Origin of the sequence: Spirillospora sp. NBC_01491 (assembly GCF_036227065.1) — a bacterium.
In the GTDB taxonomy this organism is placed as follows: domain Bacteria; phylum Actinomycetota; class Actinomycetes; order Streptosporangiales; family Streptosporangiaceae; genus Spirillospora; species Spirillospora xylanilytica.
Window position 1 is genome coordinate 2,674,657 of the sequence record NZ_CP109432.1, and the last position, 18,027, is coordinate 2,692,683.

The 18,027-nt window shown below is 71.0% G+C and carries 15 protein-coding genes; 4 read left to right on the plus strand and 11 right to left on the minus strand.

Translation table 11 applies throughout. The features are described from left to right. Positions 1-34 precede the first annotated feature (34 nt). Both OHA34_RS12590 and OHA34_RS12595 read right to left on the minus strand, forming a co-directional pair. The gene (locus tag OHA34_RS12590) at positions 35-1,516 is read right to left on the minus strand and encodes a TerD family protein (protein ID WP_329521690.1); all 1,482 of its coding nucleotides are present in this window, start codon (positions 1,514-1,516) and stop codon (positions 35-37) included. A gap of 273 nt (positions 1,517-1,789) precedes the next feature. Then, a complete protein-coding gene (locus OHA34_RS12595; RefSeq protein WP_329521691.1) occupies positions 1,790-2,128 on the minus strand; it encodes an SbtR family transcriptional regulator in 339 nt (112 codons plus the stop codon). Positions 2,129-2,178: 50 nt separating this feature from the next. On the opposite strand from OHA34_RS12595, the gene OHA34_RS12600 reads away from it, so the two are divergent. Beyond that, positions 2,179-3,531, plus strand: coding sequence for a hypothetical protein (locus OHA34_RS12600; protein ID WP_329521692.1), 1,353 nt, complete (start codon positions 2,179-2,181; stop codon positions 3,529-3,531). A gap of 65 nt (positions 3,532-3,596) precedes the next feature. Here OHA34_RS12600 and OHA34_RS12605 read toward each other — a convergent pair whose 3' ends face one another. The 4 genes from OHA34_RS12605 to OHA34_RS12620 all read right to left on the minus strand — a co-directional run bounded on the left by OHA34_RS12605 (position 3,597) and on the right by OHA34_RS12620 (position 6,671). Next, positions 3,597-4,646 carry a lipoate--protein ligase family protein gene (locus OHA34_RS12605; protein WP_329521693.1) on the minus strand — a complete coding sequence of 350 codons (1,050 nt, stop codon included), beginning with the start codon at positions 4,644-4,646 and terminating at the stop codon, positions 3,597-3,599. A gap of 201 nt (positions 4,647-4,847) precedes the next feature. Then, positions 4,848-5,813 (minus strand): pirin family protein, encoded by a 966-nt coding sequence (locus tag OHA34_RS12610; protein ID WP_329521694.1) that lies wholly within the window; start codon positions 5,811-5,813, stop codon positions 4,848-4,850. 173 nt (positions 5,814-5,986) lie between these two features. Continuing rightward, positions 5,987-6,379, minus strand: a complete 393-nt coding sequence (locus OHA34_RS12615; RefSeq protein ID WP_285941322.1) for a VOC family protein — start codon at positions 6,377-6,379, stop codon at positions 5,987-5,989. Positions 6,380-6,392: 13 nt separating this feature from the next. Next, the gene (locus OHA34_RS12620; protein WP_285941323.1) at positions 6,393-6,671 is read right to left on the minus strand and encodes a BBE domain-containing protein; all 279 of its coding nucleotides are present in this window, start codon (positions 6,669-6,671) and stop codon (positions 6,393-6,395) included. 202 nt (positions 6,672-6,873) lie between these two features. Between OHA34_RS12620 and OHA34_RS12625 the strand changes: the two genes are divergently transcribed. Continuing rightward, a complete protein-coding gene (locus OHA34_RS12625; RefSeq protein ID WP_329521695.1) occupies positions 6,874-8,181 on the plus strand; it encodes an ankyrin repeat domain-containing protein in 1,308 nt (435 codons plus the stop codon). Between the two features lie 175 nt (positions 8,182-8,356). Here the strand turns inward: OHA34_RS12625 and OHA34_RS12630 are convergent, their stop codons facing one another. The 3 genes from OHA34_RS12630 to OHA34_RS12640 form a co-directional block, all read right to left on the minus strand. Beyond that, positions 8,357-11,191: a vitamin B12-dependent ribonucleotide reductase gene (locus OHA34_RS12630; protein WP_329521696.1), complete on the minus strand. Its 2,835-nt coding sequence runs from the start codon at positions 11,189-11,191 to the stop codon at positions 8,357-8,359. A 132-nt stretch (positions 11,192-11,323) separates the two neighbouring features. After that, positions 11,324-11,797: a transcriptional regulator NrdR gene (nrdR, locus tag OHA34_RS12635; protein ID WP_285941326.1), complete on the minus strand. Its 474-nt coding sequence runs from the start codon at positions 11,795-11,797 to the stop codon at positions 11,324-11,326. A gap of 302 nt (positions 11,798-12,099) precedes the next feature. Next, positions 12,100-12,393 (minus strand): LysM peptidoglycan-binding domain-containing protein, encoded by a 294-nt coding sequence (locus OHA34_RS12640; RefSeq protein WP_329521697.1) that lies wholly within the window; start codon positions 12,391-12,393, stop codon positions 12,100-12,102. 458 nt (positions 12,394-12,851) lie between these two features. Between OHA34_RS12640 and lexA the strand changes: the two genes are divergently transcribed. Beyond that, positions 12,852-13,550, plus strand: a complete 699-nt coding sequence (gene lexA / locus OHA34_RS12645) for a transcriptional repressor LexA (protein ID WP_285941329.1) — start codon at positions 12,852-12,854, stop codon at positions 13,548-13,550. Positions 13,551-13,734: 184 nt separating this feature from the next. On the opposite strand, the gene leuS is transcribed toward lexA, so the two are convergent. Both leuS and OHA34_RS12655 read right to left on the minus strand, forming a co-directional pair. Continuing rightward, positions 13,735-16,203, minus strand: coding sequence for a leucine--tRNA ligase (gene leuS / locus OHA34_RS12650; protein WP_329521698.1), 2,469 nt, complete (start codon positions 16,201-16,203; stop codon positions 13,735-13,737). Positions 16,204-16,386: 183 nt separating this feature from the next. Next, complete coding sequence (locus OHA34_RS12655) at positions 16,387-17,001, minus strand: zinc-ribbon domain-containing protein (RefSeq protein WP_329521699.1); 615 nt, start codon at positions 16,999-17,001, stop codon at positions 16,387-16,389. A 303-nt stretch (positions 17,002-17,304) separates the two neighbouring features. Here OHA34_RS12655 and OHA34_RS12660 point away from each other — a divergent pair, with 303 nt between their 5' ends. Next, positions 17,305-17,928, plus strand: coding sequence for a lytic polysaccharide monooxygenase auxiliary activity family 9 protein (locus tag OHA34_RS12660; protein ID WP_285941333.1), 624 nt, complete (start codon positions 17,305-17,307; stop codon positions 17,926-17,928). The last annotated feature ends 99 nt before the right edge of the window (positions 17,929-18,027 follow it).

Consider the following 18,027-nt stretch of genomic DNA (forward strand, 5'->3'; position numbering starts at 1 on the left):
GCGTGCTCCGGGCCGTGTCGCCGTCGTCAGGCGGTCAGTCCTTGCCGCGCGAGGCGACCCACTCCAGGTTCCAGTTGTACGCCTGGTCGACCGACATCTTGCCCCAGCGGGGACGGCCGGGCGGCGGCATGACGAACCGGCCCTCGCGGCGCACCACCAGCTCGCCGCCCACGTTCTCGATGAGGGCGAGCACCGCGTCCCGTGAGGCGTCGGCGCAGTCGTCCATGCGCATCTCGATCGGCGGCGAGCCCACCGGGAACAGCGTGGCGATCGCGTCCAGGCCGCGGAAGTCGTCGGCGCCGTCGTAGATCTCGGCGAAGACCAGGATCCGCTTGAACTCGGCGGTGTGGTCGAGGTTGATCGTGAGGTTCTCGCCGGCCTCGGCAGCACCGGTGCGGTCGTCCTTGTCGAGCAGGACGAACGGGGCCCGGTCCAGCGCGCCGAAGTCGCCGAGCGCGTGGATGATGCCCTTGCGGCCGTCCTTGAGCTCCCACAGGCAGCACAGGTCCAGGTCAAGGTCGACGCCGCGGCGGCGCTTGCCGAGCCGCCCCTTGGCGACACCCGCGCGGGCGGTCCAGTTGAGGTTGACCCGCATGTGGCCCGAGGTGGCGCCGTGCTTGGTGAGCGACACCGACGGTGAACTCTTGGTAAGGGAGATCGCGCCTCCCCGCCCCTGCGGCGGAGGCGGAGCCGCCCCGGCCCCGCTCTGCGGCTGGGGGGCGAAGGGCTGGCCGGGCGCCGGAGGCGGAGCGAACTGGCCACCGGGCGGCGGCGGAGGCGGAGGCGGCGTGTACTGGCCACCGGGCGGCGGGGCCGGCGCGAACTGCCCCTGCCCCGGAGTAGGCGGCGGAGGCGGCGGGGCGAACTGACCGCCAGGGGGCGGAGGCGGCGGCGCGTACTGCTGCTGTGGGGCGGCGGGCTGCTGCGGCGCCGGAGGCTGGACCGGAGCGGCCGGCTGCGGAGGGGGCGGCGGCGCGGAGCTCTCCTGCGGAGAGTCGTCGACCGAGATACCGAAGTCGGAGGCGAGACCGCCGAGTCCCGAGTCATACCCCTGGCCGACCGCACGGAACTTCCACGCGCCCTGGCGCCGGTACAGCTCGCCGAGCACGAACGCGGTCTCCGACGTGGCGCCGACGCTGTCGAACCGGGCCACCTCCGTGCCGGCCGCGGCGTCCACCACGCGCACGTACAGGCCCTGGAACTGGCCGAACGTCCCGCCGTCCGAGGAGGCCGCGATCACGATCCGGTCGATCTGGCCCTCCACCCTGGCCAGGTCGACGGCCAGCACGTCGAGCACGGTCGGCCCCTGCTGCTTGCCCTCATGGCGGACCGCCCCAGAGGTGTGGGCCGGCTGGTTGTAGAAGACGAAGTCGTCGTCCGACCGCACCCGGCCCGTCTCTGCGAGCAGCAGCGCGGAGGCATCGGCATCGGGCACCCCCGGACCGGCCTGCCAGCCCAGCTCGACCCGTACCGAAGGAACCGGCACCGGGGTGTTGGCACCCTTCTGCAAAGACATGAACGCTCCTCTTCGTCATCCGACATCACCAACCTACGGGCAGTCGCCCGGCCCTGCGACCTGCCAGCGGGCATCCACGTTCACAGCGGAAAGGCCGCCCTCTGAGCCAGACGGACGGAACCCGGCCCGAGTTCCGCCGAACCCGATCGCATTACGGAGAGCAACCGCATCACCACTGGTCGTGCCGTCCCAGACGGGACTCGGGACGGCTGGACGCCGTGGTCACGACGGTCATCCGCGCGCGGCTCGCGACCTGGTGGCTCGGGCACGGCGTCAGGTCTGGGCGGCCGGTTCCGAAGGCGCGGCTCCCGGGGCGCCGAGGAGCGGCGGCTCACCGGGCAGCGGGGCCGGCACCGGTGTGCGCAGCCCGTCCAGCATGATCTGGAGGTTGCGTTCCCACTGCCGGTCACCGGCGTGCAGCCCGATCGTGTGGTTGCCGGTGGACACGCCGGTGAGCAGGAACGCCACGTCCTCCCGGGCCACGTCCATCCGCATGGCGCCGGAGCCCTGAGCGCGCTCGACCAGCAGCCGGATGCGGTCGCGCAGGTCGGACCGGGCGTCGCCGAACCTGCCGCCGAGGGCCTCGTTGACCACCTCCGCGAGAACGGCCACACGTTCGAGCGCGGCCGGACCCCCTCGCCTGAACACGATCCACGAGAGGCTTGGTGATCGATATTCGTCGTCTCGTTGGGGAGGTCGCGGTGAGAACCGAGTCGTATGGGGTCAGCGCGTTTCTGGGGCATGAGGGACCGGCCACGCAAGAGGCGGGCTCGCACCCCGTGCGGGAATGGGACAATCGCATGGCCGTTCCCGCACGTGCTCACCTGCTCGATCGCTGGCTGGCCGACGACACCGCCCGCCCTCCGGCCCTTCACACCGACAGGCGTCACGGAGACGCAGCGGACGGGCTGAACGTGCCCGTGCTCGTCGCCCACGGTCTGTTCCCGCTCATCGACCCCGCGCGCCGGCTGAACCGGGAGCCGCTCGCCAGTCGATCCGTCCCGGTGGAGGAGGTCGCCGGCCTCGTCCACAGTGCCGTGCTCAGCTCGGTCGAGCGGATGTCGCCGCGCGTCAAGCTGATGCTCGAGGAGCTGAACGAGGCGATCGTCGACAGTGATCCGGCCGAAGCGGCGCTGGTGACGGTCGTGGATCCGGACACGGGCGAGGCCGTCGACGGCGAGGTCCACGCGGTGCTGTCCTTCGGTGACGAGCTGATCCGCGTCAGCGTCGTCGCTCCCGGCGCGGACCAGGTCCGTGTCGCGGCCGACCCGGCCTGCTCGTTCGCCGGCCACTGGTGCGACCGAGGGCATCCGCTCGCGCCCGATGAACACGACATGGCCGAGGCCCGCCTGCGGGCCGTCTGTGCCGGAACCGTCCTCCAGGCACTGCTGGGATGCGAAGGACATGCGGCGTTCAAAGTCGGCTGGACGCGCCACGGGCTCTCCCCCGGCGCGCGCGGGGAGAACGCCCTGGACTCCGTGCGCACCTGGTGGGGTGAGACCCCGTGGAACCACGAGTACGTCGATGACCTCTTCACCCACTACGACTCGCATGCCGACGGGCAGAACACGCCCGTCTCGGACGAGGAGTTCGACGAGCTGTCCGACACGGCGGCCTGGGTCGAGAAGGAGTGCGTCTCGCTCGGTGGTCCGACGGCGTCGAGCCGATCGGGGCCATGGACGTTGAACGACGGAATGCACCTCCTACAGATCGCCGGATTCTCCGAGGAGGTCGCCCACCTGCGCACCGCAGCACACGACACGGCCGTATCCGCCGTGGGGGCCGCTCGGGCCGCGCTGGCCCCCGAACTCTTGGACGAACTGGTCAGCGCCCCCATCGAACGAATCGGCGGGGCGGAAGGCCACCTGATGCTGTGGGCCGACGCGGACACGGACGGCCGGTTCTGGCGGTCCCCCGACGGAGAGGTCGACGTCTACGACGACCCACGCCGCCTGCTGGCCGTCGGAGCGACCGAAGCGCTGTACCTGAGGTTCCAGGGGGAGACGGGCGCATGATCGTCCAGCAGAGGGCCCGCTGCCCGGCCGCGCCGAAGTCGCGGATGCACGGCCGGAGCCCGAGGTCAGGGGACCCGGGCGGTCCAGGCTTCGGTGTCGAACTTGTCCGTCACGTACTTCTCGGCCAGGCGCGTCTCGTCGTCGGTGAGGTGGTCGGCCGCCAGGCCGTGGCGGGCGCGGAAGTGGCCGATCATCCGGTCGATGATCTCTTGGCGGGGCAGCCCGGTCTGCCGGCGGAGCGGGTCCACGCGCTTCTTCGCGCTGGTGATGCCCTTGTCGGAGACCTTCTCCCGGCCGATCCGCAGCACCTGGAGCATCTTGTCGGCGTCGATGTCGTACGACATCGTCACGTGATGCAGGACCGCGCCGCTGGCCAGGCGTTTCTGGGCCGCGCCACCGATCTTTCCCTGGTCGGAGGTGATGTCGTTCAGCGGCTGGTACCAGGCCTTGACGCCCAGTTCTCCGAGCGCCCCGAGCACCCAGTCGTCCAGGAAGGCGTAGCTCTCGGCGAACGACATCCCGGCGACCAGCGACTCGGGCGCGTAGAGCGAGTAGGTGATCGTGTTCCCGGGTTCCACGAACATCGCGCCGCCGCCGCTGATCCGGCGGACCACCGTCACCCCGTGCCGGCGGGCCGCCTCCGCGTCGACCTCGTTGCGCAGCGACTGGAAGCTGCCGATGATGATCGACGGCGAGGCCCACTCCCAGATCCGCAGTGTGGGCGGGCGCCGGCCGGCGCCGACCTCCTCGGCGAGCACCTGGTCGAGCGCCATGTGCAGCGCGGGTTCCTGCGGCCCCGCGTGGATCAGCCGCCACTCGTGCTGATGCCAGTCCGAAGCCCGGGCCACCGCCCGCCGCACGGTGATCCCGACGGCCTCCGCGGACAGCCCGAGCATCACCGTGCCCGGCGGCAGCCCCGCGTCCACGCGGGCCGCGATCTCCCGGGCCTCCAGCCCGGCCGGGAGCCCGTCGAGGGCCGTGTTGATCGCTTCGAGGGCCTCGTCCGGCTCGAGGAAGAAGTCGCCGCTGATCCGCGGAGACCGCAGCAGCCCGTCGACGACGTCGACGTCCGCGACCACGAGCTTTCCGCCGGGCACCTTGTACTCACCATGCATCACGTACACCACAACCATGCCGTGCCCTGCTCGATTCCACTTCGCCCGAGCGATCGAGAGCGGGCGGGCGGCAGGGACGCGAAGCGGGCGATGTCCTGCGTTTAGGCGCGCACTGACCAGTCGATCGCCCGACTCCCCGGGCACGCGGCGGGCGCGGCAGGGCGGGCGGGGCAGGGCTTCGAACAGGGGGACGGACGGTGTTCAGCGGGTTCTGCCTCGTGGTTTGAGCGGGGTGGCGGGCAGGGCTGGTGCCGGGATCGGGGCGCCGGCGTAGCCGTGGACGGTGCCGAAGCGGTCGCCTGACATCCAGTCCCGGCGGGCTTCGGCGATCTCCTCGTTCGTGCGGCCGACGAAGTTCCACCACATGATCAGCTTCTCCTCGAACGGCTCGCCGCCGAGGAGGAGCAGGCCGCTCTCGCCGTCGGCGCGCAGGCGCAGGTCGCGGCGTCCGCATCCCAGGTAGAGCATCGATCCCGGTTCCAGGCGGACGCCGTCCACCTCGGTGACGCCCGACATGGTCAGCGCCGCGTACTCGAAGTCCGGCTCCACGGGCAGCCTGATGTCGGCTCCGTCGGCGAGGACGAGGTCCGCCCCGACGATGGGGGTGTGGGTGGTCCCGGGCGAGGATGCGCCGTCCAGTTCGCCCAGGATGACCGTGGCGTCGACCCCCGGCGCGGTCACGACGGGCAGGTCGGCATGGTGTTCGAAGGACGGGTCGGAATGCCGGTCGGAGCCGGGGAGGGCCACCCACAGCTGGGCGCCGTGCAGGATCTGCCCGTGGGCCCGGGGCGACTCCTCCGAGTGCGCGATGGCGCGACCGGCGGTCATCAGGCCCAGTTCCTTGGGCCGTACCGTGCGCAGGCTGCCGAGGCTGTCTCGATGCAGTACCTCGCCGGCGTGCAGCCAGCTCACCGTTTGCAGGCCGATGTGCGGGTGCGGCGGAACCTGCATGCCCGGTTCGTCGGCGATGTCGTCGGGACCGTAGTGGTCGACGAAGCACCAGGCGCCCACCATCCGGCGCCCCAGGCTCGGCAGGAGCCTCCTGACGACGGTGCTCTCCCCGAGCGGCACCCGGCGGGGCGCCAGCAGTTCGTGGACGGGTCCCGACGCGACGTCGTCACGGCCGCCGCAGGTCGTCGGGGTCGGACGCGGATCGAGATCGCTCATCGCCTCGCCTTTCGTTCCCGCCGACGATGCTCGACGACGCGTCGGAGGTGTCCCACCGGCAACCATGCCCGATCACCCGGCGCCTCGTGCGCGCGGGGGTGCCGCATCAGGCCGGTCGGGCCGGTCGAACGGCGATGGCCTGCATGGTCCTCACAGCGCAGCTCGGGGCCGGGTCAGGAGAGCGGGCTGAAGAGGTCGACGGCATTGCCGTCGGGGTCGTTGACGATCGCGTACCGCTGACCCCATGGGGCGTTCCACGGCGCCTTGTGGCCTTCGTAGCCGAGCGCGACGAGGTCGGCGTAGGCGGCGTCGGCCTCGTCCGGCGTGTCGAAGTGGAAGGCCAGCGCGACGCGGTGGCCGCCGGACGGGCGGGTCCAGTCCGGGTCGAACGAGCGGATCGTGTCCTCGGTGTCCCAGGCCAGGCGCAGGCCGCCGGGCAGTTCGAACTCGGCGTGCGGGGCGTCGTCGGCCTCCGGGGGAAGGGCGAGGCCCAGGTGGCGGTAGAAGGCGAGCGAGCGGGCCATGTCGGTGACGACGAGGCCGATCAGGTCGATCTTGGCGGGCATGGGTGTGCTCCGTTCAGCGAGGTGGAATGTTGTGCTTGACGCGGAACAGGCTCCGCGGGTCGTAGACCGTCTTGAGCTCGGTGAGCCGGGCGAATCCGGCGGGCGGGTACGCGGAGCGCACGCGGTCGTGGCCGGTGTCGCCGACGCCCAGGAAGTTGGCGAAGGCACCGCCGGTGGACCAGGGGCGCATGGCGTCGTGGAGTGCCGCGTGCGCGATCCGGTTCCGGTCGGCTCCGCCAGGTTCGCACACCTCGTCCCCCGGCGCGAAGACGGGCCCTGAGAAGTCGTTCATCCAGGTGAAGCTACTGATCGTCGTCTCGTGCGGTCTTGTAGGAACCGGACGTCCCCACGCCGCCGATCACACCTGGCGTAGGCGGCGGAAACCGGCGAGCATGCCGAGGGGACTGTCACTGCCGATCCCTACGATGTCCCGGACGGATGGGGCCACGAGCCCGCGACGTGGATCCGCCGCGGGCGAGAGAAGGTATCGACAGATGCAGGATGGCCGAGCTCTGCTGGATGCGATCGCCAGGGGAGATTCCGCGGCGCTCACTCGCCTCTTCGAGAGTGGCGTTGACCCCGGCGCTACCGACGGGGACCGCTGCCCGATCGTCCTGCATGCGGCGGACACGGGCGAGATCGAGCTGGTGCGGCCGTTCCTGGACTGCGGCCTTCCGGTCGACGCGGAGGACGACGTCCTGGGGACGACTCCGCTCAGCGCCGCCGTCAGGATCGGGCGCCTTCCGCTGGTGGAGTTCCTGATCACACGGGGCGCGGATGTCAACCGCAGCGAGCGCGGTGAGGTGGAGACCGGAACCGTGCTGACCCACGCGTGCCTGCTGGCGGAGTCGGCCGCGCTCGTGTCGATGCTGCTCCGCGCGGGCGCCGATCCCGATCTGCCGCGCCCGGACGGCTGGACGCCCATGATGTGCGCGGCCCATAGAGGGAACATCGAGGTCGTGCGAGCGCTTCTGGCCGCCGGCGCGAGCGTGCTCCCGTCCGTCGACGAGGGCAAGGTGAACGCGCTCAGCCTTGCCGAACGCCGGGGACACGACGGCACCGCCCAGTTGTTGCGCGACCATGGAGCGACCAGCCATCGGGCTGACCGGCTCGCCCGATCGACGTCCGACATCGCCGTCTGGCTCGCTGAGCACGCACGTCCCGCGCACAAGGAGTCGATCACCCGTCATGGCCCTCCCGACCCCGAGGACGTAGCGGAGCTCGACGCGTGCGCGGCGTCGTTGACCGAGACCGTGTCAGACATCGCCGGCTGGCTCGCCGAGCACGCGCGTCCCGCGTACGCGCGGTTGGCCGCCGCCCGTGGCGCCGCCGACCCGGCGGCCGTGGCCGACCTCGAAGCCGCGGTCGGAGAGCGTCTCCCGGACGAGTTCCGGGCGTACCTGCGGCTGTTCGGCGATTCCGGCGGGCTGGACATTTTCGAATACGCGGGGCTGTCGGTCAAAGACATGCTGGGCACATGGCGGTCCCTTGAAAGTCTTCGTGAAGACGGAACATTCGACGGCTGGGCCCCGGTCGAACTGGATCCGGACGACCCGTACCTCCGGTACACGTGGTGGCATCCGGGATGGATCCCCTTCGCCGCGGACGGCGGCGGCAACCTGTGGTGCATCGATCTCGCACCGGCGGCGCGCGGCGCTCGAGGCCAGCTCTTCTCGTGGGAGATCCACGGGGGCCCAAGCGGTCTGAAGGCCTGGTACTTCGATGACTACCTGCATAACTATCGCGACGAGCTGCTCAGTGGCCGATACGTCTACGACAGTGACAGCGGCACCTTCGACTGATGGCGTCGCACACGCGGCGAGGTGTCCCCTCGGCAGAAGCTGGTCGGGCTCCATTCCCGGGCGGCCGCGCCTAAGCAGAAGGGGGAGTCGATAGAAATCGACTCCCCCTCCGACTTTTCATCTCAGTCGCATCCGGTCAAGAACAATGCCGCGTCGGATGCGACTCCGCGCTGCTTCAGCTGCAACCGCTGGTGGAGCCGCAGCCCTCGCAGACGTAGCAGCTTCCCGCAGGGCGCATCTTCGTGCCGCAGGTCAGGCAGAGCGGCGCGTCGGCGGTGCGGCCCTGGCGGCTCTCGATGACCTCCGTCGAGGAGCGCGGCTCGGCCGCCGGGGCCTCGGACCGGGCCGCCCGCGGCTCGGCGGCGCGCCGGGTGATCTCGGCCGACTGGGCCAGCGTCTCGTGCTCGATCTCGTCCTCGGCGTGCAGCGCCGCCGGGTCCTTCCCCTCGGCCTGGAGCGCGCGCTCTCCGGCGGTGAAGATGCCGAGCTCGGCGCGCACCTCGTAGGGCAGGTGGTCCAGGGCCAGCCGGCGGAAGATGTAGTCCATCATCGACGTGGCCATGCGGATGTCGGGGTCGTCGGTCATCCCGGCCGGCTCGAACCGCAGGTTGGTGAACTTCTCCACCCAGGTCTCCAGCGGCACCCCGTACTGGAGGCTGATGGAGATCGCCATGGAGAACGCGTCCATCACGCCGGCCAGGGTCGAGCCCTGCTTGCCGAGCTTGAGGAACACCTCGCCGAGGCCGTCGTCGGGGTAGGACGAGGCGGTCATGTAGCCCTCGGCGCCCGCGACGGAGAAGCGGGTGACGGTGGCCGGGCGCTGCTTGGGCAGGCGCTTGCGGACCGGGCGGGTCGCCACCTCGGCCGGGACGGCCTCCGGCTCGGCCGCCTCCTTCTTGCCCGCGGCCGACAGCGGCTGGCCGACCTTGCAGTTGTCGCGGTAGATCGCCAGGGCCTTCAGGCCGAGCTTCCAGCCCTCGAAGTACACCTTCTCGATGTCCTCGACGGCGGCCTGCTCGGGCATGTTGACGGTCTTGGAGATCGCGCCGGACAGGAACGGCTGGACCGCCGCCATCATCCGGACGTGCCCCATCGGGCTGATCGCCCGCTCGCCCATCGCGCAGTCGAACACCTCGTAGTGCTCGGGGCGCAGCCCCGGCGCGTCCACGACGTGGCCGTTCTCGGCGATGAACTCGACGATCGCCTCGATCTGCTCCTGCTGGTAGCCGAGCATCTCCAGGGCCCGCGGCACCGTGAGGTTGACGATCTGCATGGAGCCGCCGCCGACCAGCTTCTTGAACTTCACTAGCGCCAGGTCGGGCTCGATGCCGGTGGTGTCGCAGTCCATCATCAGCCCGATGGTGCCGGTCGGCGCGAGCAGCGACGCCTGGGCGTTGCGGTAGCCGTGCTTCTCACCGGCCTTCAGGCAGTCCTGCCACTCCTTGGACGCGGCGGCGAGGACGGCCTTGTCCATCGCCGCGAACGTGCGGACCTCGTCGTTGGCGGCGGCGTGCTTGCGCATGACCCGCTTGTGCGCGTCGGCGTTGCGCGCGTACCCCGCGTACGGGCCGACCACGCCGGACAGCTCGGCGGACCGCCGGTAGGCGACACCGGTCATCAGCGAGGTGATCGCGGCGGCGAGCGCCCGGCCGCCCTCGGAGTCGTAGGCGTGCCCGGTGGCCATCAGCAGCGCGCCGAGGTTGGCGTAGCCGATGCCGAGCTGCCGGTAGTCGCGGGTGGTCTCGGCGATCTTCTCGGTCGGGAAGTCGGCGAACGAGATCGAGGCGTCCATCGCCGTGATGATCAGCTCGGTGAGCTGGACGAACCTGGTGACGTCGAAGGTGCCGTCCGGGCCGAGGAACTTCAGCAGGTTGATGCTGGCCAGGTTGCAGGAGGAGTTGTCGAGCGACATGTACTCCGAGCACGGGTTGCTGGCGGTGATCCGGCCCGACTCGGGGTTGGTGTGCCAGTCGTTGATCGTGTCGTCGTACTGGATGCCCGGGTCGGCGCACCCCCACGCCGCCTTGGCCATGAGCCGGAACAGCTCCTTGGCCTTGACGGTCTCGACGGGCGTGCCGTCGAGGCGGGCGCGCAGCGCGAAGTCGCCGTCGGCCTCCACCGCGTGCATGAACTCGTCGGACACCCGGACCGAGTTGTTGGCGTTCTGGTACTGGACGCTGGCGATGTCCCGGCCGCCGAGGTCCATGTCGAACCCGGCGTCCCGCAGCGCGCGGATCTTCTCCTCCTCGCGCGCCTTGGTCTCGATGAACTCGGCCACGTCCGGGTGGTCCACGTCGAGCACGACCATCTTGGCCGCGCGCCGGGTGGCGCCGCCGGACTTGATCGTCCCGGCGGACGCGTCGGCGCCGCGCATGAACGACACCGGGCCGCTCGCGGTGCCGCCGGACGACAGCAGCTCCTTGGAGGACCGGATCCGGGACAGGTTCAGGCCGGCGCCCGAGCCGCCCTTGAAGATGACCCCCTCCTCCTTGTACCAGTCCAGGATCGACTCCATCGTGTCGTCGACCGACAGGATGAAGCACGCCGACACCTGCTGGGGGGACCGGGTCCCGACGTTGAACCACACCGGCGAGTTGAAGCTGAACATCTGGTGGACCAGCGCGTGCTTCAGCTCGTGGTCGAAGATCTCGGCGTCGGCCTCGGACGCGAAGTACCCGTGCTCCAGGGCGGTGTCGACGTACATCTTCACGACCCGGTCGACGAGCTGCTTGAGGCTCCACTCCCGCACCGGGGTGCCGACCGCGCCCCGGAAGTACTTGGAGGTCACGATGTTGGCCGCGTTCAGCGACCAGAAGTCGGGGAACTCCACCCCGCGCTGCTCGAAGTTGACCGAGCCGTCGCGCCAGTTGGTCATGACGACGTCACGGCGTTCCCAGCGGATCTCGTCGTACGGATGCACGCCGGGCGTGGTGAAGATGCGCTCGACCTTCAACCCCTTGCGACCCCCCTTGCCGCGCCGGGCCGCCGAGCCGCTCACCGTTTCCGTCATGGTCTTCCCCCTCCGGGCCCTCCCGCCGGGCCCTGTCCAGGAACAACTCCGCCCGCCGCCCGGGTCATCCCGGTCGCGGGCGCTTCTCAAGTGCTGTCGTCGTGCTGATGTGCCGTTGTGTCGGATCCGCCCCTACCGGGACGGGCCAGGCTCCCCCGAGGAACCGGCCGTCCGCAGGGACTCGATCTCCTTGGCGAAGTCGTCGAGCGACTCGAAGCTCCGGTAGACCGAGGCGAATCGCAGATAGGCGACCTCGTCGAGCTCGCCGAGCGGCCCGAGGATCGCGAGGCCGACCTCATGCGAGGGGACCTCCGCCGCTCCGGCCGCCCGGAGCGCCTCCTCGACCCGCTGACCGAGCTTGGCCAGCGCATCCTCGTCGACCGGGCGGCCCTGACAGGCCCTGCGCACCCCGGCGATGATCTTTTCTCTGGAGAACGGCTCGGTAACCCCGCTGCGCTTGGCCACCATCAGGAGCACGTTCTCCTGCGTCGTGAACCGCTTGCCGCACTCCGGGCACGAGCGGCGGCGCCTGATGGCCCCGCCGTCGTCGGTGGAACGGCTGTCGATCACTTTGGTGTCAGGGTTGCGGCAGAACGGGCAGTGCACGCGTTCCCTCCTCCCCTGACCCTTTACCCGGTCACACGGTCAGGACAGCGCCACAAGAACACAACTTGTGGTTAATGACATCCGTGTGACTACTAGATGTTGTGGTCAACCGTAAGGGGCCGGAGGGGGCTTCGCAACCTGGAACGGGAGCCTCCCGCGTAGACCCTGGTCACATCGAGCCTTACGGGCCCCACCCCGGGCGTGTCGCGCCCGCACGGTCACTCTGAGCTGCGACTTCGTCGTTCTCCGCAGGTCAGCGAAGGTCATCGCGAGGGTGCCCGCAGGGCCGCCCCGGCGGGCGCTCAGCGCTCCGGCAGGCGGAGCTCCTGGCCGGGCTGGACGAAGGCGTCGGACAGGCCGTTCAGGTCCATGACGCGTTGCACGATCACGCGCGGATCGGCACCGGAGTCGACGCCGACCGCGATCTCCCACAGAGTGTCGCCGGGCTCGACCACGACGGTGCGGACGCCCTCGCTCGCCGCGACGACGCCGCCCTCCGCCGCGGACGCGTCCCCGGAACCGGCCCTGGCCCCCCGGCCGACGGTCAGCCACAGCGCCACGAGCAGAACGGCCGCCGCGAACGTCACCAGCACCACGCGCCCCCGCCGCGTGAGCCGGATCGGCTGCCGCCCCGGCGCCACCCTCCGTGGCCCCGCCCCCTGCCGCTCGGCCCCACGCGACCCCGCCGCGCGCGGCCCCGCCCTTCTCGACGGCGTCCCCCGTCGCGCCGTCGCCTCACCGGAGCGGACGAGTCTCAGCCGCCTGTCGGCCCCCGCCCGTCCCGCACCGCCCGCCTTCAGGTCCCCCGACCCCGGACCACCCCGCACCGCGTCCCCCCGGTGGAGCGAACCCGCCATCCCGGCCTCCTCACGGTCAGCCGCCGATCGTTGATCTTCGAACTAACTTTCGATCGAACGTCTGTACGATGTTCTACCGCAGCCCAGCCCCGAAACGCGAGCACCTTCTTCGAACAATTGTTTGATCATCCAGCCCGGACGCGATAACGTTCCATGACAAGGAGTGACGGATCGAAGCGCCCAGGAGGCGACCAGCGATGAGCAAGGTCCGGGAAACGCCCGACGGCCCCGGTGACGAAGGCGGCCTGACCCAGCGGCAGCGCATGGTGCTCGAGGTGATCCGCGACTCGGTCCAGCGCCGCGGTTACCCTCCGTCCATGCGGGAGATCGGCGAGGCGGTCGGACTGACCAGCACCTCCAGCGTGTCGCACCAGCTCCGGGCGTTGCAGCGCAAGGGCTTCCTGCGGCGCGACCCCAACCGGCCGCGCGCGGTCGAGGTACGGGTGCCGGGCGCCACCCCGGTGCGCACCGAGCCCGACTCCTACGAGGTCGCCAACGGCCAGGAGGCCTCGACCCGGCCCGCGCCCGCGTACGTGCCGCTGGTCGGCCGGATCGCCGCCGGTGGCCCGATCCTGGCCGAGGAGGCCGTCGAGGACGTGTTCACCCTGCCCAAGCAGCTGGTCGGCGAGGGCACCCACTTCCTGCTGAAGGTCAGCGGCGACTCGATGATCGAGGCCGCCATCGCCGACGGCGACTGGGTGGTCGTCCGACAGCAGCCGGTCGCCGAGCAGGGCGACATCGTCGCCGCCATGATCGACGGCGAGGCCACGGTGAAGACGTTCAAGCGCAAGGACGGGCACATCTGGCTGATGCCCCAGAACTCCGCTTACGAGCCCATCCCGGGCGACGAGGCGTCGGTGCTCGGCCGGGTCGTGGCGGTCCTCCGCAAGATGTGACGCGGCACGGCGCCCCCCGGCCCCCGAGACCGGAGGAACCCCGCGCCGAGACGGCAGAACGGAAGCGGCCCGGGATTTCCCGAGGCCGCTTCCGCCTTGTCCGGCCCTGGGGCCGCACGGCCGCCGTCCTCGTCCGCCGGTCGGGCGCGGGCGAGGACGGCGCGGGCGAAGACGGCGCGGGCGCTCAGCGGGACGGAACGATGTTCACGATCTTGGGGGCGCGCACGATGATCTTGTTGATGTCGGCGCCGGCCAGGGCCTCCCGGACCTTGGCGGAGTCGAGCGCGAGGCGCTCCAGCTCCTCGGCGGCGATACCGGGGGCGACCTCGATCCGGTCGCGGACCTTGCCCGCGACCTGGACGACGCAGGTGACCGACTCCTCGACCAGCAGCGACGGGTCGGCGGCGGGCCAGCCGGCGGTGGCGACCGGCGCGGTGCGGCCGAGCAGCTCCCACGCCTCGTCGGCGGTGTAGGGGGCGAACAGCGACAGCACGATCGCGATGGTCTCGGCCGCCTCGCGGACGGCGGGGTCGGCGGGGCCGGCACCCGAGTCGACGGTCTTGCGGGTGGCGTTGACCAGCTCCATCACCCGGGAGATCGCCACGTTGAACCGGTGCCCCTCGACCAGCGCGGTGGCCTCGGCGATGGTCCGGTGGGTGACCCGGCGCAGCGCGACGTCGCCGGCCGCGGGGTCGGTGCCGGGCGCGGCGGCGGTCTCGGCGGCGATCCGGTGGACCCGGGACAGGAACTTGGACATCCCGTGCGGGGACACATCGGCCCAGTCGATGTCGTCCTCGGGCGGGCCGGAGAACAGCATCGCCAGCCGGACGACGTCGACGCCGTACTCGGCGATCTGCTCGCCGAGGTCGACCAGGTTGCCGGTGGACTTGGACATCGCCTTGGCGTTGAGGATGACCTGGCCCTGGTTGAGCAGCCGGGTGAACGGCTCGGTGAAGTCGACCATGCCCATGTCGTGCAGGACCTTGGTGAAGAACCGGCTGTAGAGCAGGTGCAGGATGGCGTGCTCGACGCCGCCGGTGTACTGGTCGACCGGCATCCACCGGCGGACCTGCTCGGCGTCGAACGGGCCGCCCTCGTAGCCCGGCGAGCAGTAGCGGAAGTAGTACCAGGACGAGTCGACGAAGGTGTCCATGGTGTCGGTGTCGCGCTTGGCGGGGCCGGCGCACTTGGGGCACGCGACGTTCACCCAGTCGGACGCGGCGGCCAGCGGGGAGGTGCCCTTGGGCGACAGGTCGGCGCCGCGCAGGTTGCCCGGCAGCGTCACCGGGAGCTGGTCGTCGGGAACGGGGACCTCCCCGCACGAGGGGCAGTGCACGATCGGGATCGGGCAGCCCCAGAACCGCTGCCGGGACACCAGCCAGTCGCGCAGCCGGAAGTTGACCGCGGCCTTCCCGAGGCCCTTGCCGGTCAGGATCTCGGTGATCGCGGCGATGCCGTCGGCCTTGGTCAGCCCGTCGATCGGGCCGGAGTTGACGATCGCGCCGTCGCCCGAGGTGGCCACGCCGGTCTCGGCGGGGTCGGCCTCGCCGGTCCGCACCACCACCCGGACCGGCAGCCCGAACTTCAGCGCGAAGTCGAGGTCGCGCTGGTCGTGCGCCGGCACCGCCATGATCGCGCCGTGCCCGTACTCGGCCAGCACGTAGTCGGCGGCCCAGACCGGGATCCGCTCGCCGTTGACCGGGTTGACCGCGTAGCGGCCGAGGAAGACGCCGGTCTTCTCGCGCTCGGTGGACATCCGCTCGATCTCGCTCTCGCGGGAGACCTCCTCGCGGTAGGTCTCGAACGCGGCGCGCTGCTCGGGGGCGCAGATCTCGTCGGCCAGCGCGGCGTCGGCGGCGACCACCATGAACGTCGCGCCGTAGAGCGTGTCGGGACGGGTGGTGTAGACGGTGACGGGGGCGTCGCGGCCCTCGATGACGAAGTCGACGTCGGCGCCGGTGGAGCGGCCGATCCAGTTGCGCTGCATCAGCAGCACCCGCTCGGGCCACTTGCCCTCGAGCTGCGCCATGTCGTCCAGCAGCCGGTCGGCGTACTCAGTGATCTTGAAGTACCACTGGGTCAGCACCCGCTTCTCGACCAGGGCGCCGCAGCGCTCGCAGTGCCCGCCGACGACCTGCTCGTTGGCCAGCACGGTCTGGTCGTTGGGGCACCAGTTGACCTGGCCGCCCTTGCGGTAGGCCAGGCCGCGCTCGTAGAAGCGCAGGAACAGCCACTGCGTCCACTTGTAGTACTCGGGATCGGAGGTGTGCAGCCGGCGGGACCAGTCGAACGAGGGCGCGTAGCGGTGGAACGAGGCCGCCTGCGTGTCGATGTTGGCGTAGGTCCACTCGGCGGGGTGCGAGTCGCGCTTGATCGCGGCGTTCTCGGCGGGCAGCCCGAAGGAGTCCCACCCGATGGGGTGCAGGACGTTGTAGCCCTTCTGGAACCAGTAGCGCGCCACGACGTCGCCGATGGCGAACGCCTCGGCGTGGCCCATGTGCAGGTCACCGGAGGGGTAGGGGAACATGTCCAGCGCGTAACGGCGCTCGCGGCCGTCATCGCCGGCCGCCGCCGCGAACGGGTCGAGCTCCGCCCAGCGGTCCTGCCACTTGTCCTGAACCGCCCGCGGGTCGTACTGCTCGTCGCTGCTCACGCTTACAGACTCCGGTCTTTCATCAACGGGATCGTGGGGGCCGTCCGCCGAACATGAAACGGCCCCTCTCGCAGGAGGGGCCACCACGCTGACGCCAGTGCGTCAGCGTGGCCGGTCGGGGAGCAGCCTGGCTGGCATACATGAAGACTAGCGCAACCGCAAGCCTTCCCGCCGGACCGAGCGTCAGTGGCCCGAGGACTGCCGGGCCAGGGAGACGACCCCGGTCACCTGGACGCGGGTGAGCTCCAGATCGGTGCCCACGGCGGCGAGGGTCTCCTCCTCCGACACGCTGAGCGTCCCGTCGGCCAGGGCGATCTCGGCGGCGGCGCGCAGGATGCTCTCGCGCGCCTCGGGGGCCAGCGCGGACGAGGCGCGGGCCATCTCCGCGCGCACCTGGTCGAACGAGCGGCCCATGTCGCCGTCGAGCGCGGCCTCGTCGTAGCCGGCGTCGCCCGCCTGCCGGACGACGGTGACCGCGCGCCGCCGGGCGCCCTGGTGGGCGGGGTCGCCGGAGCGGAGCACCTGCGACACCGCCATGCGCAGCAGCATCGCGGGCATCTGGGCCAGCTCGGCGGTCGTCGGGATCTCCAGCACACCGGTGTTCCAGCGGCCCTTGCAGGTGTCGCACTGGACGAACTCGCCCCCCGACTTGTTGAGCGGGATGACGGGGATGAAGAAGAGGCTGAAGAAGTTGCGGCCGTAGCGCCGCCGGTACTCCCGGTCGCCGCCGCATTCCGGGCAGTGGAAGACGCCCCTGCTCAGCGTGAAGAACACCACCCGCCAGCCGAAGATGATCAAGATTGTGCGCCTTTCCTCGTCGGGACCGGTCATCGTAACGGGCGGGACCGGTCCGCACGCGACATATCGCGGTCCGCGGAACCGGCGCAGGCCGGATCCGGCCACCGGTCCACCCGTCCACCCGGACCGGTCCGGGTCGCGCCGCACCGACGGGCGGGTTGGGCCTTGACGTGCCGGTCCCGAGCGCCGAACCTCCTAGTCAATAGGAAGGTTTCCTATAAGAAGGGAGGTGTCCGGAGCTCCCCCGGCTGCCGACTCCGATCAAGGTCATCCCCCGCAGACCCCCCGCAAGGAGAACCGAGTATGCCCAGGAAACCACGCATCCCGAGACCCGCCCTCCCGAGGAAGAGGACCCTCGCCCTCGGCGCCGCCGCGGCCGTCGGCCTGCCGCTGGCGCTCGCCACGCCGGCCCTCTCGCACGGCTACACCACCTCGCCGCCGAGCCGCAGCTCGCTGTGCGCCACCGGCCAGGTGACCGGCTGCGGCGAGATCCAGTGGGAGCCCCAGAGCGTCGAGGGCCCCAAGGGGTTCCCCGGCTCCGGTCCCGCCGACGGCAAGATCTGCGCGGCGGGCGACAGCCGGTGGGCACCGCTCGACGACCCGCGCGGCGGGCAGTGGCCGGCCACCGCGGTGTCCGGCGGCTCGTCGTTCACCATCTCCTGGAAGCTCACCGCGGTGCACGCGACCACCTCGTTCCGCTACTTCCTGACCAGGGACGGCTGGAACCCGTCCCAGCCGCTGACCAGGGCCGCGCTCGACTCCCAGCCGTTCCTCAGCCAGAGCTACGGGGGCCAGCGCCCGTCCAGCACGGTGTCGCACACCGGCACGCTGCCCGCCAAGCACGGCCGGCACCTGCTCCTGGCGGTGTGGGACATCGCCGACACCGGCAATGCCTTCTACTCCTGCGCGGACGTGAACTTCGGCTGATCCCGGCCCGCTCCCCGTCCGCGGGACCAACCCGCGCCGTCCCCCGTTGTGCACCGGACCAAATCGGCGCACAGGGGATGGCGCGGGCGGAAGCCGATG

Excerpts from the sequence above, each read along its gene's own strand:
- OHA34_RS12590 (WP_329521690.1), bottom strand. The coding sequence starts at position 1,516 with ATGTCTTTGCAGAAGGGTGCCAACACCCCGGTGCCGGTTCCTTCGGTA.
- OHA34_RS12605 (WP_329521693.1), bottom strand. The coding sequence starts at position 4,646 with ATGCATGGTGAGTACAAGGTGCCCGGCGGAAAGCTCGTGGTCGCGGAC.
- OHA34_RS12610 (WP_329521694.1), bottom strand. The coding sequence starts at position 5,813 with ATGAGCGATCTCGATCCGCGTCCGACCCCGACGACCTGCGGCGGCCGT.
- OHA34_RS12615 (WP_285941322.1), bottom strand. The coding sequence starts at position 6,379 with ATGCCCGCCAAGATCGACCTGATCGGCCTCGTCGTCACCGACATGGCC.
- OHA34_RS12620 (WP_285941323.1), bottom strand. The coding sequence starts at position 6,671 with ATGAACGACTTCTCAGGGCCCGTCTTCGCGCCGGGGGACGAGGTGTGC.
- OHA34_RS12625 (WP_329521695.1), top strand. The coding sequence starts at position 6,874 with ATGCAGGATGGCCGAGCTCTGCTGGATGCGATCGCCAGGGGAGATTCC.
- OHA34_RS12630 (WP_329521696.1), bottom strand. The coding sequence starts at position 11,191 with ATGACGGAAACGGTGAGCGGCTCGGCGGCCCGGCGCGGCAAGGGGGGT.
- lexA (WP_285941329.1), top strand. The coding sequence starts at position 12,852 with ATGAGCAAGGTCCGGGAAACGCCCGACGGCCCCGGTGACGAAGGCGGC.
- OHA34_RS12660 (WP_285941333.1), top strand. The coding sequence starts at position 17,305 with ATGCCCAGGAAACCACGCATCCCGAGACCCGCCCTCCCGAGGAAGAGG.